Below are 16,082 nucleotides of genomic sequence, written 5' to 3' on the forward strand. Positions count from 1 at the left end.
GACGACCCCGGCGGCGGGAGTCAGCTCTCCTCGCCGGCCTCCGTGCCGTCGCCCTCGTCGGCGACGCGCCAGACGCCGCCCTGGCGCTCGCGCTCGAGCTCCGCGCGGGCCTCGGCCTTGGCGTCCATCCGCTCGAAGTAGTCCTCGCGACGCTCGTTGCGGGTCTTGCGCCGGTTGTCCTCGAGGCGGAGGTCCGTTCCGCGGGGCGCGGTGATGAGCTCGGCCGTCGAGGTGAGGGTCGGCTCCCAGTCGAAGACGACGCCGTCACCGGGGCCGATGACGACGGTGGAGCCGGCGACCGCTCCGGCCGAGAACAGGCCGTTCTCGACTCCGAGCTTGGCCAGGCGGTCGGCGAGGAAGCCGACGGCCTCGTCGTTCGTGAAGTCGGTCTGCGCGACCCAGCGCACGGGCTTGGTGCCCAGGACCCGGTACACGTTGCCGTACGAGCCGCCCTCGACCCGGATCTCGAAGTCCTTCTCGTCCACGGCGCGGGGGCGGATGGTGATGCGCTCCACCCGCGGCACGGCGGCGAGCTCGAGGCGGTGCTTCTCGACGATCTCGGCGAGGGCGAACGTCAGCTGGCGGAGTCCCGAGTGGCTGACCGTCGAGATCTCGAACACGCGGTAGCCGCGGCCCTCGAGGTCGGCCCGGACGAAGTCGGCCAGTTCCTGGGCCTCGGGCACGTCGACCTTGTTGAGCGCGATCAGCTGCGGGCGCTCGATCAGCGGCACCTGTCCGTCGCCGACGGGGTACGCCGCCAGCTCGCCGAGGATGATGTCGAGGTCGGTCAGCGGGTCGCGGCCGGGCTCGAGCGTGGCGCAGTCGAGCACGTGGACGAGCGCGGTGCAGCGCTCGACATGGCGGAGGAACTCCAGGCCCAGGCCCTTGCCCTCGCTCGCGCCCTCGATGAGACCGGGCACGTCGGCGACGGTGAACCGCGACTCCCCCGCCTGCACGACGCCGAGGTTGGGCGCGAGGGTCGTGAACGGGTAGTCCGCGATCTTCGGCTTGGCCGCCGAGATCGCCGCGACGAGGCTCGACTTGCCCGCCGAGGGGAACCCGACGAGCGCGACGTCCGCGACGGTCTTCAGCTCGAGGACGACGTCGCCCTCCCAGCCCGGCGTGCCGAGCAGCGCGAAGCCGGGCGCCTTGCGCTTCGTGGTGGCGAGCGAGGCGTTGCCGAGCCCGCCCTGCCCGCCCGGAGCGATGACGAACCGGAGGCCGGGCTCGTCCATGTCGATCAGCTGGTCGCCGTCCGGCGACTTGACGACCGTGCCGACCGGGACGGGGAGCTCCATGAGCTCGCCGTTCCCGCCCGCACGGTGGTCGCCCATGCCGGGACCGCCGTTCTCGGAGCTGCGGTGCGGGTGGCGGTGGTAGGCGAGCAGCGTCGTCGTCTGCGGGTCGGCGACGAGGACGATGTCGCCCCCGTGCCCGCCGTTGCCGCCGTCGGGGCCGGCGAGCGGCTTGAACTTCTCGCGCCGGACGGAGACGCAGCCGTTGCCGCCGTGGCCGGCACGCAGATGCAGCGTGACGTTGTCGACGAAGGTGACCATGGTGTGAATCCGTCCGTGAGTGCGTGCGGCGCCGGGATGCCGGCGCCGGGGGGCTGTGCCCCGGTAAACGCGCAAGGGGCGAGCCGAAGCCCGCCCCTTGCGTCCTGTGCCTGTGCGGCCGAGGAGGTCGACCCTACTGGGCGGCCGCCACGATGTTGACGACCTTGCGGCCGCCCTTGCTGCCGAACTCGACAGCGCCCGCCGAGAGGGCGAACAGGGTGTCGTCGCCACCGCGTCCGACGTTCGCGCCGGGGTGGAAGTGGGTGCCGCGCTGGCGGACGATGATCTCGCCCGCGTTCACGACCTGGCCGCCGAAGCGCTTGACGCCGAGACGCTGCGCGTTCGAGTCGCGACCGTTGCGAGTGGAGCTCGCGCCCTTCTTGTGTGCCATTTCTCATCTCCTCGAGACCGGGGGGCCGCAGCCCCGTGCTGTTGCCCTGCAGGGCGATGGCTCGCTCCGCAGGTCAGCTCAATTCCTTTGCAGGACTACTTGATGCCAGTGACCTTGACGCGCGTGAGGTCCTGACGGTGCCCCTGGCGCTTCTTGTAACCGGTCTTGTTCTTGAACTTCTGGATGATGATCTTCGGACCACGGAGGTCCTCGAGCACCTCGGCGGTGACGGTGACGCCCGCGAGGGTCGCCGCGTCCGAGGTGATCGACTCACCGTCGACGAGCAGCACGGCAGGAAGCTGCACGGTGCCGTTCTCGTCGGCCTTGACGCGGTCCATCGTCACGATGGTGCCGACCTCGACCTTCTCCTGCCGACCGCCGGCGCGCACAACTGCGTAAACCACTTCTCGTACCTGTTTCTCGTCTGGACGGAGCGGAGGCCTCGTCCGGGGCTTGTAGGGACGGGGCTGAGCCCCGGTCTTCCGGTTCGTACCCGTCTCCTCACGACACGAGGGAACCGGCACCGCGGCCCACGCCCCGTGAGGGGCGGAGCGACAACGGAAATCTGCGTGAGCACATGGATCGCGCCACACCAACGGTCAAGAGTACGGGATCCGCGCTCCACGGTCAAACGCACACGACTGCGAAGCCGTGTCCACCCGACCGGCGACCCCGTCACGATAGTCGAGGAGGAGGCGCGTGGACGGACGGCGCGCCGCCTACGATCGGGGAATGGCCATCCTCGTCGACGCCGCGCGCTGGCCGGCGCACGGCCGGCTGTGGGCGCACCTCGTGAGCGACGTCTCGCTCGAGGAGCTCCACGACTTCGCGCGCCGTCTCGGCGTGCCCGAGCGCGGCTTCGACCTGGACCACTACGACGTGCCCGAGGAGCGGATCGACGAGCTCGTCGCCGCGGGCGCGGTCCTCGTCGGCGCGCGGGAGCTGGTCGAGCGGCTGAGGCGGAGCGGGCTCCGCGTCCGCGGTCGCGACCGGGACGCCGAGAGGGCCCGGCGCCGGCTCTCGCCGGGCACCGGGCCCTCCTGACACCGGGTCGCGCTACTGGTCGGCGCGGCGCGGGGTCTGCTCGGGGATGACCGCGACTCCGGTGAGCGCGGCCGTCGTGACGCGGCGGCTCTTCGCACGGCCCTGGCCGGGCTGCTTCGGGGCCGGCAGAGCGTCGAGCACGGAGTCGAGCAGGTGCTCGGCGACCTCGCTGCGGACGCGGCGCGGAGGCGTGACCGGCGCGATCGGGATGTCGAGGATCGGCGCGGCAGCGGCCGGCTCGATCTCCTTCTCGACCGGGGTCTCGACGGGAGCCGGCTCGACGGCCGCCGTCTCGGCGGCCTCCTGGCGCGGCTCGCGGTCGCGGCTGCGACGACGGCGCTCACCCCGGGCGGGACGCTCGCCGCGACGGCTCGGCTCGGACGGCTGCTCCTCGGGTGCCGTCGCGGACTCCTCCGGCGCCTGGGCCTCGACGGTCTCGGCGGCGTCCTCGACCAGCGCGGCCGCCTCCTCCGCCGCCTGGCGCACGGCCTGGGGGTGGATGGTGCTGGCGGCGATCTGCGCGAGCGCGTTCTTCGCGTCGTCCGTGATGGCGTGGGTGCTGATCGGCTTGGTCGCCGGCGCGCCCTGCCCGTTCTGCCCGCCGTTCGAGCGCCCGGAGGCGGCGGGCTGCTGCTCGCCGCCCTTGCCCCGGCGGCGCTGCTCCTGCTGCGGAGCGGCGGTCGACCGGTGCTTGAGCACGGGGTCGTGGTGGACGATGACGCCGCGCCCGGCGCAGATCTCGCAGTTCTCGCTGAAGGTCTCGAGCAGGCCCAGGCCCAGCTTCTTGCGGGTCATCTGCACGAGGCCGAGCGAGGTGACCTCGGCGACCTGGTGCTTCGTCCGGTCGCGGCTCAGGCACTCGACCAGGCGGCGGAGCACGAGGTCGCGGTTGGACTCGAGCACCATGTCGATGAAGTCGACGACGATGATGCCGCCGATGTCGCGCAGGCGCAGCTGGCGGACGATCTCCTCGGCCGCCTCCAGGTTGTTCTTCGTGACCGTCTCCTCGAGGTTCCCGCCCGAGCCGACGAACTTGCCGGTGTTGACGTCGACCACCGTCATCGCCTCGGTGCGGTCGATCACGAGCGAGCCGCCGCTGGGCAGCCACACCTTGCGCTCCAGCGCCTTCTCGATCTGCTCCGTGATGCGGAACTCGTCGAACGCGTCCTTCTCACCCGTGTAGACCTCGACGCGCTCGAGCAGATCGGGTGCGACCTGGCTGAGGTAGAGCTCGATGGTCTCGCGGGCGTCGTCGCCGGCGATGACCATCTTCTCGAAGTCCTCGTTGAAGACGTCGCGGACGATCTTGATCAGCAGGTCCGGCTCGCTGTGCAGGAGAGCGGGAGCCTGCCCGGTCGCGGCCTTCGCGCTGAGAGCCGTCCACTGCGCGGTCAGGCGCTCGACGTCGACGGTCAGCTGCTCCTCCGTGGCGCCCTCGGCCGCGGTCCGGACGATGACGCCCACGTTCTCGGGCAGCACCTCCTTGAGGATCTTCTTCAGGCGGGCGCGCTCGGTGTCCGGGAGCTTCCGCGAGATGCCGTTCATCGAACCGTTGGGCACGTAGACGAGGTAGCGGCCGGGGAGCGAGATCTGGCTCGTGAGACGGGCGCCCTTGTGGCCGACGGGGTCCTTCGTGACCTGGACGAGGACCCGGTCGCCGGGCTTGAGCGCGAGCTCGATCCGGCGGGGGCCGCCGGCGTTGTTCGCGGCGTCCCAGTCGACCTCGCCGGAGTAGAGCACGGCGTTGCGCCCGCGTCCGATGTCGACGAAGGCGGCCTCCATGCTCGGGAGGACGTTCTGCACGCGGCCGAGGTAGACGTTGCCGATGAGCGACGCCTCCTGCGAGCGGGCGACGTAGTGCTCGGCGAGGACGCCGTCCTCGAGCACGCCGATGCGGATGCTGTCCTCCTTCGAGCGGACGACCATGACGCGGTCGACGGCCTCCCGGCGGGCGAGGAACTCGGACTCGGTGACGACCGTGCGGCGCCGGCCGGCGTCGCGGCCGTCGCGGCGGCGCTGCTTCTTGGCCTCGAGGCGGGTCGAGCCCTTGATGCGCTGCGGCTCGGTGATGAGCTCGGGCTCGCGGGCCTCGCGCTGCTCGCGCGGCTGGCGGACCCGGACGACGGTGTTCTCGGGGTCGTCGGAGCCGGACCTCTCGCTCTCGCCGCTGCGGCGGCGCGAGCGGCGGCGGACGGAGCCCTGCTCCTCGGCCGGGCTCTCGCGCTCCTCCTGGACGCCCAGCGGCGCACCGCGGGGAGGCAGCGGAGCCAGCTCGACGTAGTCGGGCAGGACCGGCGCCTGGAACAGCAGCGACGGGCTCGGCAGTGCGGGCCGTCGCGGCTCCTCCTGGTCGGCGCCCGGGGTCTGCGGCAGGGCGTTGAAGAACACCGCGCCCGTCGACGTCGACGGCTCGGCCGCCTCCGCGGCGCTCCCGGTCTCGGGCAGCTCGATGCCCTCGGCTCCGGTCTGGTCGGTCTCGTTGCTGTCGATGATCGTCTCCCCTGTCGCTGGCGCGCTCGACTCGGTCCGCCGGCTCGCCCGGCGGCCACCGAAGAGGCGGCTGATCTTCCTGGCCCCGCTGCGGGGCCCGTCGCGGTCCGGATCGGATCCGCTCGTACTGTTGTCTTCCACCATTCCTGGTGCACTCCTCGGCCGGGTCGTCCGCCGCGTCGTCTTCCCGGATGCTTCTCTCGTGCGAGGGGCCTCGGCCCGCCGCGAATCCTTCCGCTCCCCCGGTCCCGTCGCGCTCGTGGCGCGGGACTCCGGTTGCAGCTGCACACTCGGAACTGACTATCCGACACGCGCTCCCCCGCGGTGCGACCTGCGGTCGACTCCCGGCGGAGCGGAGATCCGGCGCGTCCATTCGCGGAACGCTGTCGATCTCCTGTGGCCCGGTACTCGCCCGGTAAACCTTCTTCGCGTCGATGCGGGGTCCCCCGGACCGACGGCTCCGATTATCGCACGCATTCCCAGAGGCGCCGATCCGGCGCGTGCCATAATCCCCCGGTGTCCAGCGATCCCGGGGTGCGCGACGCCCCCACCCAGCAGCGCCCCGTCCTCTTCGCCGTCCTGCTGATCGTCCTCGGCGTGATCGGCTGGACCGCCGCCTTCGCTCTCACGAACGACAAGTTCGCCGCTCTCGAGAACCCCGATGCGGGCCTCGGCTGCGACTTCAGCCTGCTCGTGCAGTGCAGTGCGAACCTGAACTCGGCGCAGGGCGCGGTCTTCGGCTTCCCGAACCCTCTCATCGGCCTGGCTGCCTGGATCGCGCCGATCGTGGTGGGGCTGGGCCTGCTCGCGGGCGCCCGGTTCGACCGGTGGTTCTGGGCGGCCTTCAACGTCGGCTTCCTGCTGGCCCTGGTGTTCGTGGGCTGGCTCATCGCGACGAGCGTCTTCGCGCTCGGGACGCTCTGCCCCTGGTGCATGCTCACCTGGGCCGTCGTCATCCCGGGCTTCTGGCTGGTGACGCTCCGCAACCTCCGTGAGGGCGTGTTCCCCGTCCCCGCCGGGGTGCGCCGCTTCGCCGGTGCCGCCTACGGCTGGGTCCCGTTCATCACGCTGCTCTGCTACCTGCTGATCGCGGTGATCGCGCAGGTGAGGCTGAACGTGCTCGCCTACCTCTGACGGACGTCGTCAGAGGCAGGCGGCCGAGCGGCTCAGGCGAACCAGAGGCCGAGCTCGCGCGCGGCCGACTCCTCGGAGTCGGACCCGTGCACGAGGTTCTGCTGGACCTTGAGGCCCCAGTCGCGGCCGAGGTCGCCGCGGATGGTGCCGGGAGCGGCCGTGGTCGGGTCGGTGGTGCCGGCGAGGGCGCGGAAGCCCTCGATCACACGGTCGCCCGCGATGCGCAGGGCGACGATCGGGCCGCTCTCCATGAACTCGACGAGCGGCTCGTAGAAGGGCTTGCCCTCGTGCTCGGCGTAGTGGGCGGCGAGCAGCTCGCGGTCGGCCTCGACGAGCTTCACGTCGACGAGGGAGTAGCCCTTCGCCTCGATGCGGCGGAGGATCTCGCCGGTGAGGTTGCGGGCGACGCCGTCGGGCTTGACGAGGACGAGGGTCTCCTGAGTGGCCATGGTTCAGCGGTCTCCTTCGGTGGGGTCGGTGGGCTCCGCCGCCCGGCGCGTCTGAGCGTCGAGGCGGGTGCCGGTCACCATGCAGTACGTCCACAGCGCCACGAAGGCGGCGCCGATCACGTACATGATCGGGACCAGCAGGCCCGAGGCCACGATAACGAACTGCAGCACCCAGCCGATGCGGAAGCCGACCGGCCGGTTCAGCAGGCCCAGAGTGGCGACGAGCGCGAGGCAGACCACCGCTCCCCCGACCAGCACGATCACGGGGTCGGCCGCCTTCAGCCCGAAGGCCACCAGGGTGGCGAGGAAGACGATGACCGCCTCGAAGCCGAGCACGATCGAGCCGAGGCTCTCCCGGACGGTCCGCGAGCGCCGCGGGCGCCCGGCCCTCACGCGCCCAGCCAGTTCTCGTCGCGGGCCGCGGTGATCGTGCGGCCGACGAGGGTGATCGAGCCCGTGACCAGCAGGGCGCCCTTGTCGGTGCGCGCCGCGAGGACGCGACCGGCCGTGAGAGCACCCAGCGGGTCGTCGGCGACGCGGACCGCCTCCTCCGGGAACACGGTGCGGGCGAGCGCGGCGAGCTCCTCGGCGGGCATCGCCCGATCGCTCGGCGCCGTGGTCACGATCAGCTCGTCCACCACGGGGCGGAGCTCCCGGAGGATCCCCTCGGCGTCCTTCTCGGCCAGCACGCCGAGGACGGCCGTCACGCGGTCGAAGTCGAAGTAGCGGCCGAGAGCGGCGGCGAGGGACGCGGCACCGTGCGGGTTGTGCGCCGCGTCGACGACGGTGCGCGGAGCGAGTCCGACGAGCTGCAGGCGGCCCGGGGAGGTCGCGGCGGCGAAGCCCTCGTCGAGGACGTCGCCGGTGAGCTCCTGCGTCCCGCCTCCCAGGAACGTCTCGACCGCGGCGACGGCCACGGCGGCGTTCTCGGCCTGGTGGTCGCCGAAGAACGGCAGCAGCAGCTGCTCGTACGTGGTGACGAGTCCCCGGACGGTGACGACCTGGCCGCCGACGGCGACGGTCGTCGACTCGACGTCGAACTCCGCCCCCTCGACGACGATCGTCGACTCGGTGGCCTCGGCCGCGTGCCGCAGCACCGCCTCCGCCTCCGGGACCTGCCTCGCGGAGACCACCGAGGCGAGCGGCTTGACGATGCCCGACTTGGTGCGCGCGATCTCCTCGATCGTCGAGCCGAGGCGGTCGGTGTGGTCGAGGGCGATCGGCGTGAAGACGGCGACCTGCGCGTCGGCGACGTTCGTCGAGTCCCACTCGCCGCCCATCCCCACCTCGACGACGGCCACGTCGACCGGCGCGTCGGCGAAGGCCGCGTAGGCCAGGACGGTGATCGCCTCGAAGAAGGACAGCGGCGCCTCGCCCTGCTCGGCCAGCTCGGCGTCGGTCATCCGCAGGTACGGCTCGACGTCCTGCCAGTTGTCGGCGAGGCTCCGGTCGGAGATCGGCTCTCCGTCGATGACGATGCGCTCGTTGAAGCGCTCGAGGTGCGGACTGGTGAACAGGCCCACCCGCAGCCCGTGGGCGCGCAGCAGGCTCTCGATCATCCGGCTGGTCGAGGTCTTGCCGTTGGTTCCGGCGATCTGGATCACCGGGTAGGCGCGCTGCGGGTCGCCGAGGATCTCGACGGCGCGCCGGGTCGGAGCGAGGCGCGGGCGGACGCTCGCCTCGCCCAGGCGCTCCAGCAGCGCGGCGTAGACGGCGTCGGCGGCCGCGCGGTCGGCGTCGTCCGGCTCGAACGGATCAGACATCGGCGGCCTCGACCTTCTCGACGCGGATGATGGCGGTGCCCGCGGGGCCGACGGCGATCGCGCCCTCGCCGCCCTCGAGAGCCGTGGTGAGCGGAGTGAACGCGCATCCGGTCGCGAGGGTCTCCTCCGCGATCCAGAGCGCGTGCGGCTCGAGCGCCTGCAGGCTCGGCTCGTCGAGCACGACCTCCAGGACGATCCGGTCGCTGACCTCGAACCCGGCCGCCTTGCGGGCGTCCTGCACCGCGCGGATGAGGTCGCGGGCGAGCCCCTCCGCTTCGAGCTCGGGGGTGGTCGCCGTGTCGAGGAGCACGAAGCCCCCGCGCGGGAGCAGGGCGATGGCGCGGTCATCGCCGGCCGAGCCGCCGACCTCGAGCGTGAGCTCGTACTCGCCCTCGACCAGCTCGACGCCGCCGGCGGTGACGACGCCGTCCGTCTCGCTCCAGTCGCCGGCCTTGGCGGCCCTGATCACGGTCTGCACCCCCTTGCCGAGCCGGGGCCCGGCGGCGCGCGCGTTGACCGCGAGACGGGAGGTGACGCCGTAGTCGGCGGCGCTGGAGTCGACCAGCGGCACCAGCGACACCTCCTTCACGTTCAGCTCGTCGCGGAGGATCGCCTCGAACGGCGCGAGCTCGGCGGCGTCGGCGACCACCACGGTCAGGCGCGCGAGCGGCAGGCGGACGCGGAGCCCGGCCTGCTTGCGGAGGGAGAGCGCGGTGGACGAGATGCCGCGGACCGCGTCCATCGCGTGCACGAGCGCCGGGTCGGCGGGGAACTCGTCCGCCTCCGGCCAGTCGGTGAGGTGGACGCTGCGGCCGCCGGTCAGGCCCTGCCATATCTGCTCCGTGACGAGAGGCAGGAGCGGGGCGGCGACGCGGCACACGGTCTCGAGGACCGTGTAGAGCGTGTCGAACGCCTCCGATCCGCGGCCGTCCTCGTCGACGCCCTGCCAGAAGCGGTCGCGGGAGCGGCGCACGTACCAGTTCGTGAGCACGTCGCTGAAGTCGCGGAGCGCGGCGGCCGCGAGCGTGGAGTCCAGCGCCTCGAGCCGGCCGGTCACGGTCTCGACCAGATCGCGGGTCTTGGCCAGCAGGTAGCGGTCGAGGACGTCCTCGGAGCCGGTGTGCCTGGTCGCCTCGTAGCCGCCGCCCGCCGAGGCGTTGGCGTAGAGGGAGAAGAAGTACCAGGTGCTCCACAGCGGCAGCAGCACCTGGCGGACGCCCTCGCGGATGCCATCCTCCGTCACGACGAGGTTGCCGCCCCGGAGGACCGGGCTCGACATCAGGAACCAGCGCATGGCGTCGGAGCCGTCGCGGTCGAAGACCTCGGCCACGTCCGGGTAGTTGCGCAGCGACTTGGACATCTTCTGCCCGTCGTTGCCCAGCACGATGCCGTGGCTGACCACGTTGCGGAACGCCGGGCGGTCGAAGAGCGCGGTGGAGAGCACGTGCAGCGTGTAGAACCAGCCGCGCGTCTGCCCGATGTACTCGACGATGAAGTCCGCCGGGTTGTGGGTGTCGAACCAGTCCGCGTTCTCGAACGGGTAGTGCACCTGGGCGAAGGGCATCGATCCGGAGTCGAACCAGACGTCGAGGACGTCGCTGATCCGGCGCATCGTCGAGCGCCCGGTCGGGTCGTCGGGGTTCGGGCGGGTCAGCTCGTCGATGAACGGCCGGTGCAGGTCGTCCGGGCGCACGCCGAAGTCGCGCTCCAGCTCGTCCAGCGAGCCGTAGACATCGATCCGCGGGTACTCCGGGTCGTCGCTCTTCCACACCGGGATCGGCGAGCCGAAGTAGCGGTTGCGGCTGATGGACCAGTCGCGCGCGCCCGAGAGCCACTTGCCGAACTGGCCGTCCTTGACGTTCTCGGGGACCCAGGTGATCTCCTGGTTGAGCTCCTCCATGCGGTCGCGGATCGCGGTGACGCGGACGAACCAGCTCGAGACCGCCTTGTAGATCAGCGGATTGCGGCAGCGCCAGCAGTGCGGGTACGAGTGCTCGTAGCTCGCCTGGCGGAGCAGCCGGTGGCCCGCGCGCAGGAGCTGCGTGAGGGGCTTGTTCGCGTCGAAGACCTGGAGGCCGGCGACCTCGCTGATCTGCGGCAGGAAGCGGCCGCCGTCGTCGACCGAGATGATGACGGGGATGCCCGCCGCCTCGCAGACCTTCTGGTCGTCCTCGCCGTAGGCGGGCGCCTGGTGCACGATGCCGGTGCCCTCGCTGGTGGTCACGTAGTCGGCGACGAGGATGCGCCACGCGTTCTGCGTGCCCCAGGCCTCGGTGTCCGCGTAGTGGTCCCAGAGGCGGTCGTAGCTGATCCCCTCGAGCTCGGAGCCGCGGTGGGTGCGCGAGACGGCGGCCAGGGCCGACTCCGCGTCCGGATAGCCGAGGTCCTTCGCGTAGGCGCCGACCTGGTCGATGGCGAGCAGGTACTCGGCCGAGAGCTCGCGCTCCTCGGGCTCGCCCCTGCCGTCGGCCGCGCCGTTCGGGCCGGCGGGGACGACCGCGTACTCGATGTCGGGCCCGACGGCGAGCGCGAGGTTCGTCGGCAGCGTCCACGGCGTCGTCGTCCACGCGAGAGCGCGGACCGCCGTCAGCTGAAGCGCCTCCGCCGTCTCGCCGACCAGCGGGAAGGTGACGGTGACCGTCTGGTCCTGGCGCATCTTGTAGACGTCGTCGTCCATCCGCAGCTCGTGGTTCGAGAGCGGCGTCTGGTCGCGCCAGCAGTACGGCAGCACGCGGTGGCCCTCGTAGGCGAGGCCCTTGTCGTAGAGCTGCTTGAACGCCCAGATCACCGACTCCATGAAGGTGGGGTCGAGCGTCTTGTAGTCGTCGTCGAAGTCGACCCAGCGCGCCTGGCGGGTGACGTAGTCCTGCCACTCCCCGGTGTAGCGCAGCACCGACTCCTTCGCGGCGGCGTTGAAGGCCGCGACGCCCATCTCCTCGATCTGGGACTTGTCGGTGATGCCGAGCTGCCGCTCCGCCTCGAGCTCGGCGGGCAGGCCGTGGGTGTCCCAGCCGAAGCGGCGGTGCACCTGGCGTCCGCGCATCGTCTCGAAGCGGGGGAAGACGTCCTTGGCGTAGCCGGTGAGGAGGTGCCCGTAGTGCGGCAGGCCGTTGGCGAAGGGCGGGCCGTCGTAGAAGACCCACTCCGGCGCTCCCTCGCGCTGCCGGATCGACTCCTGGAAGGTGTCGTCCGCCTTCCAGTACGCGAGCACGCGCTCCTCGATCTCGGGGAAGCGCGGCGACGGGGACACGCCCCGGCCGAACGCGGAGCCCTCGGCGGGCTCGGCTCCGTGCGGGGTGGGCGGGGTCAGGGGGTAGGTCACGTGCGGTCTCCTGGCAGTGCTGCTGGTCTGCACGAGGACGGCCCGCCCGGATCTCAGACCCCGGGCCGGGTCGCGGTACCACCTCGCTTGGACCGGTCGGCCGGTCGCTCCCGGAGGAGTGCCCGCTGACGCGTTCCCACTCGATCGGCTGTCACGGGCCGCACCCGTCCGGGTCTACTGGGCGCAGGCCGGAGCCGGCGCCGTTCTTCCGGAGACTCACCGGTGATGGCCGGGTCGAAGTCGTCCGGCGCTATCCTAGCGCGTCGGGGGAAGCGGAGCAGGAGCGGTTCATGGTGCGAGGAGTGCAGCGCGGACGGCCCCGCGCGTCGTCGCGCTCCATGCTCGAGGACGCCGCACTGGACCTCTTCGTCGAGCAGAGCTACGCGGGCACGACGATCGAGCAGATCGCCCAGCGGGCGGGGGTCTCGCGCAACACCTTCTTCAACTACTTCGAGTCCAAGAGCGACGTCTTCTGGGTGCTGGTCGACGACCGGCTGGCCGAGCTCCCGGAAGCGCTGGCCGAGACGGCGGCAGAGGCGCCGGTGATGGACGCGCTCGGCGACGCGCTGCTCGCGATCGGCTCCGGCTTCGGACCCGCGACGGTGCCGTGGGTGCTCACCCAGTCCGAGATGATCGGCAGCGTCCACGAGCTGCAGGCGTCGGCCCTCGGCCGCCTCGCCCGGCAGGCGGCCGTCATCGCCCGCTTCGTGGAGGAGCGGAGCGCGCGCCCGCTGCCCTCGCACCTCTCGCGCGCCATCGCCTACGCGAGCGTCGGAGCCGCGGTGGCGGCCGTGCAGGCGTGGGCCGCGGCGGGCCCCACCCGCGGCGAGCTCGTGCCCTATCTCGACGAGGCGCTCGCGCCCGTCCGCGCCGGCTTCACCCCCGTCGTCGACTGACCCGGCTTCACCCCCGTCGTCGACTGACCCGGCTCCCGCCGCTCCGGTAGAATCGTCGCGGCCGGCGGGCGACTCGCCCCGGAGCCCCCATCCAGGCACCATCACCACCGACACGGTGCCGCCCATAGCGAACCGGAGCATCATGACCCTCGCCGACCGCCTCCCCGCGAAGCCCGCCCTCGAGGGCCTGGAGGGCACGTGGGGCCTCCGCTGGCAGACCGACGGGACCTACCGGTTCGACCGCACCGGCCTCACCCGCGCCGACGTCTACTCGATCGACACCCCGCCGCCCACCGCGTCCGGGTCGCTGCACATCGGGCACGTCTTCTCCTACACGCACACCGACGTCGTCGCGCGGTTCCAGCGGATGCGCGGCAAGAGCGTCTTCTACCCGATGGGCTGGGACGACAACGGCCTGCCCACCGAGCGCCGCGTGCAGAACTACTACGGTGTGCGCTGCGACCCGACGCTCCCCTACGAGCCCGGCTTCACGCCTCCGTTCGAGGGCGGCGACAACAAGAGCAGCAAGGCCGCCGACCAGAAGCCGATCTCGCGCCGCAACTTCGTCGAGCTGTGCGAGCGCCTCACCGTCGAGGACGAGAAGCAGTTCGAGGACGTCTGGCGGGCCCTCGGCCTGTCCGTCGACTGGTCGCAGAGCTACCGGACCATCGGCGACGAGTCGCAGGCCGCCTCGCAGCGCGCCTTCCTCCGCAACCTCGCCCGAGGCGAGGCCTACCAGGCGCAGGCCCCGACGCTCTGGGACATCACCTTCCGGACCGCCGTCGCCCAGGCGGAGCTCGAGGACAAGGACCAGCCCGGCGCCTACCACCGCCTCGGCTTCCACCGCGAGGGCGGCGAGGACGTCTTCATCGAGACGACCCGTCCCGAGCTGCTGCCCGCCTGCGTCGCCCTCGTCGCGCACCCCGACGACGAGCGCTACCAGGCGCTGTTCGGCACCACCGTCCGCACGCCGCTCTTCGACGTCGAGGTCCCGGTGCTCGCGCACCACCTCGCGCAGAAGGACAAGGGCTCGGGCATCGCGATGATCTGCACCTTCGGCGACATCACGGACGTGGTCTGGTGGCGCGAGCTCGACCTGCCCAACCGTGCGATCATCGGCTTCGACGGCCGCCTGATCTCGGAGGCTCCCGCCGCGATCACGAGCGACGCGGGCCGCGCCGCCTATGAGCAGCTCGCCGGCAAGACCGTCTTCTCCGCGAAGCAGGCCGTCGTGGCGCTGCTGAAGGAGTCCGGCGAGATGGTCGGCGACCCGCGCCCCATCACGCACCAGGTCAAGTTCTTCGAGAAGGGCGACAAGCCGCTCGAGATCGTGTCGACCCGCCAGTGGTACATCGGCAACGGCGCTCGCGACGCGGTGCTCAAGGAGCGCCTGCTGGAGCTCGGCCGCGACGTGCGCTTCGTACCGGAGTTCATGCGCGTCCGCTACGAGAACTGGGTGAACGGCCTCTCCGGCGACTGGCTGATCTCGCGCCAGCGCTTCTTCGGCGTGCCGATCCCGGTGTGGTACCCGCTCGACGGCGACGGCAACCCCGTCTTCGACTCCCCGATCGTGCCGGACGAGGCGGCGCTGCCGGTGGATCCCTCCAGCGACCCGGCCCCCGGCTACTCGGAGGACCAGCGCGGAGCGGCGGGCGGCTTCCAGGGCGAGCTCGACGTGATGGACACCTGGGCGACCTCCTCGCTGACCCCGCAGCTCGCGGGCGGCTGGGAGCGCGACGACGAGCTCTGGCAGCTGGTCGCTCCCTACGACCTGCGCCCGCAGGGCCAGGACATCATCCGCACCTGGCTCTTCTCTACCCTCCTGCGCTCGCAGCTCGAGGACGGCCGCGCCCCGTGGAGCACGGCGACCGTCTCCGGCTTCATCGTCGACCCCGACCGCAAGAAGATGTCGAAGTCGAAGGGCAACGTGGTCACTCCCGCCGCGATGCTCGAGCAGCACGGCTCGGACGCGGTCCGCTACTGGGCCGCCTCCTCGCGCCTGGGCACCGACGCGGCCTTCGACCCGCAGAACCCGACGCAGATCAAGATCGGCCGCCGACTGGCGATCAAGATCCTCAACGCGGCGAAGTTCATCCACGGCTTCCCTCTCGCCGAGGGCGCCGAGGTCACCGACCCGCTCGACCTCAGCATGCTGGCCACCCTCGACACCGTGGTCGCCGACGCGACGACGGCGCTCGAGAACTACGACCACGCCCGCGCCCTCGAGACGACGGAGGCGTTCTTCTGGACGTTCTGCGACGACTACCTGGAGCTGGTGAAGGAGCGCGCGTACAGCGAGGACGGCGCGTCCGCCGCGGCCTCCCTGCACCGGGCGCTCGACGTCCTCCAGCGCCTTTTCGCGCCGTTCCTGCCGTTCGCGACGGAGGAGACCTGGTCGTGGTCGCACGACGACTCGGTGCACCTGCGCCCCTGGCCGGCCGTCGAGGGCCTGGGCGGCGACCCCGCCGTCCTGGCCGCGGCGAGCTCGGTCCTCACGGCCATCCGGCGCGCGAAGACCGATGCGAAGGCCTCGCAGAAGACGCCGGCCCGCTCCGCCCTGGTGACGGCGCCCGCCGAGCTCGTCGCGTCTCTCCGACTCGCCGCGGGAGACCTCGCGGCCGTCGGCAGGATCGCGACGCTCGACTTCGCCGAGGGCGACGCCCTCGCGGTCGGCATCGAGCTCGAGACCGAGGCGTAGCGCCGCTCCCGGGAGGCGGGAATGGTCCCGCCTCCCTCCCCACCGTCGAGAGGACCCCTCCCATGCAGCTCGGAACCCGCTGGTCGGTCGGCCAGGTGCCGCCGCAGACCCTCCCCGAGATCGTCGTCACCGCCATCGGCGACGTCGAGGGCGAGCTCACCGCGGCCGGCACGGCGACCGCCGACTGGCGCTGGACGCTCACCTGGCTCGAGGGCAGGCCCGTCCTCGAACTCGACGACGGCACGACGATCACCTACCGTCCCGCCGAGGACGCTGCCTACATCACGCAGCCGCAGGGCCGCGTGGAGGGCGAGGACGACGACGACTGGGGCTGACGCC

13 protein-coding genes are annotated in these 16,082 nt (G+C 71.8%); 5 read left to right on the forward strand and 8 right to left on the reverse strand.

Annotation, left to right across the window (positions count from 1 at the left end):
- Positions 1-20: 20 nt before the first annotated feature.
- The 3 genes from obgE to rplU all read right to left on the reverse strand — a co-directional run bounded on the left by obgE (position 21) and on the right by rplU (position 2,351).
- Positions 21-1,556, reverse strand: coding sequence for a GTPase ObgE (obgE, locus tag C5C29_RS12955; RefSeq protein ID WP_104223681.1), 1,536 nt, complete (start codon positions 1,554-1,556; stop codon positions 21-23).
- 133 nt (positions 1,557-1,689) lie between these two features.
- On the reverse strand, positions 1,690-1,947 hold the full coding sequence (rpmA, locus tag C5C29_RS12960; RefSeq protein WP_068209107.1) for a 50S ribosomal protein L27: 258 nt from the start codon (positions 1,945-1,947) through the stop codon (positions 1,690-1,692).
- A gap of 95 nt (positions 1,948-2,042) precedes the next feature.
- On the reverse strand, positions 2,043-2,351 hold the full coding sequence (gene rplU, locus C5C29_RS12965) for a 50S ribosomal protein L21 (protein WP_104223682.1): 309 nt from the start codon (positions 2,349-2,351) through the stop codon (positions 2,043-2,045).
- A gap of 328 nt (positions 2,352-2,679) precedes the next feature.
- On the opposite strand from rplU, the gene C5C29_RS12970 reads away from it, so the two are divergent.
- Positions 2,680-2,991 carry a DUF4031 domain-containing protein gene (locus tag C5C29_RS12970; RefSeq protein ID WP_104223683.1) on the forward strand — a complete coding sequence of 104 codons (312 nt, stop codon included), beginning with the start codon at positions 2,680-2,682 and terminating at the stop codon, positions 2,989-2,991.
- 12 nt (positions 2,992-3,003) lie between these two features.
- Here the strand turns inward: C5C29_RS12970 and C5C29_RS12975 are convergent, their stop codons facing one another.
- Complete coding sequence (locus tag C5C29_RS12975) at positions 3,004-5,625, reverse strand: Rne/Rng family ribonuclease (protein ID WP_104223684.1); 2,622 nt, start codon at positions 5,623-5,625, stop codon at positions 3,004-3,006.
- A 372-nt stretch (positions 5,626-5,997) separates the two neighbouring features.
- On the opposite strand from C5C29_RS12975, the gene C5C29_RS12980 reads away from it, so the two are divergent.
- A complete protein-coding gene (locus tag C5C29_RS12980; RefSeq protein ID WP_244230638.1) occupies positions 5,998-6,615 on the forward strand; it encodes a vitamin K epoxide reductase family protein in 618 nt (205 codons plus the stop codon).
- 32 nt (positions 6,616-6,647) lie between these two features.
- Here C5C29_RS12980 and ndk read toward each other — a convergent pair whose 3' ends face one another.
- From ndk to ileS, 4 genes are read right to left on the reverse strand one after another with little or no spacing between them, the layout of a single operon-like run.
- Positions 6,648-7,064: a nucleoside-diphosphate kinase gene (gene ndk, locus C5C29_RS12985; protein ID WP_104223686.1), complete on the reverse strand. Its 417-nt coding sequence runs from the start codon at positions 7,062-7,064 to the stop codon at positions 6,648-6,650.
- A gap of 3 nt (positions 7,065-7,067) precedes the next feature.
- Positions 7,068-7,457 carry a DUF4233 domain-containing protein gene (locus C5C29_RS12990; RefSeq protein ID WP_258060376.1) on the reverse strand — a complete coding sequence of 130 codons (390 nt, stop codon included), beginning with the start codon at positions 7,455-7,457 and terminating at the stop codon, positions 7,068-7,070.
- Positions 7,454-8,827 (reverse strand): folylpolyglutamate synthase/dihydrofolate synthase family protein, encoded by a 1,374-nt coding sequence (locus C5C29_RS12995; RefSeq protein WP_104223687.1) that lies wholly within the window; start codon positions 8,825-8,827, stop codon positions 7,454-7,456. Before C5C29_RS12995 ends, C5C29_RS12990 begins: the two co-directional genes overlap by 4 nt.
- A complete protein-coding gene (gene ileS, locus C5C29_RS13000; RefSeq protein ID WP_374953263.1) occupies positions 8,820-12,149 on the reverse strand; it encodes an isoleucine--tRNA ligase in 3,330 nt (1,109 codons plus the stop codon). Before ileS ends, C5C29_RS12995 begins: the two co-directional genes overlap by 8 nt.
- 290 nt (positions 12,150-12,439) lie before the next feature.
- On the opposite strand from ileS, the gene C5C29_RS13005 reads away from it, so the two are divergent.
- The 3 genes from C5C29_RS13005 (at position 12,440) to C5C29_RS13015 (ending at position 16,078) form a co-directional block, all read left to right on the forward strand.
- The gene (locus tag C5C29_RS13005) at positions 12,440-13,045 is read left to right on the forward strand and encodes a TetR/AcrR family transcriptional regulator (RefSeq protein ID WP_104223688.1); all 606 of its coding nucleotides are present in this window, start codon (positions 12,440-12,442) and stop codon (positions 13,043-13,045) included.
- Between the two features lie 142 nt (positions 13,046-13,187).
- Positions 13,188-15,743: a valine--tRNA ligase gene (valS, locus tag C5C29_RS13010; protein WP_104223689.1), complete on the forward strand. Its 2,556-nt coding sequence runs from the start codon at positions 13,188-13,190 to the stop codon at positions 15,741-15,743.
- 62 nt (positions 15,744-15,805) lie between these two features.
- Positions 15,806-16,078 (forward strand): hypothetical protein, encoded by a 273-nt coding sequence (locus C5C29_RS13015; RefSeq protein WP_104308455.1) that lies wholly within the window; start codon positions 15,806-15,808, stop codon positions 16,076-16,078.
- The last annotated feature ends 4 nt before the right edge of the window (positions 16,079-16,082 follow it).

This window comes from Rathayibacter sp. AY1H2 (assembly GCF_002931985.1).
GTDB lineage: Bacteria > Actinomycetota > Actinomycetes > Actinomycetales > Microbacteriaceae > Rathayibacter.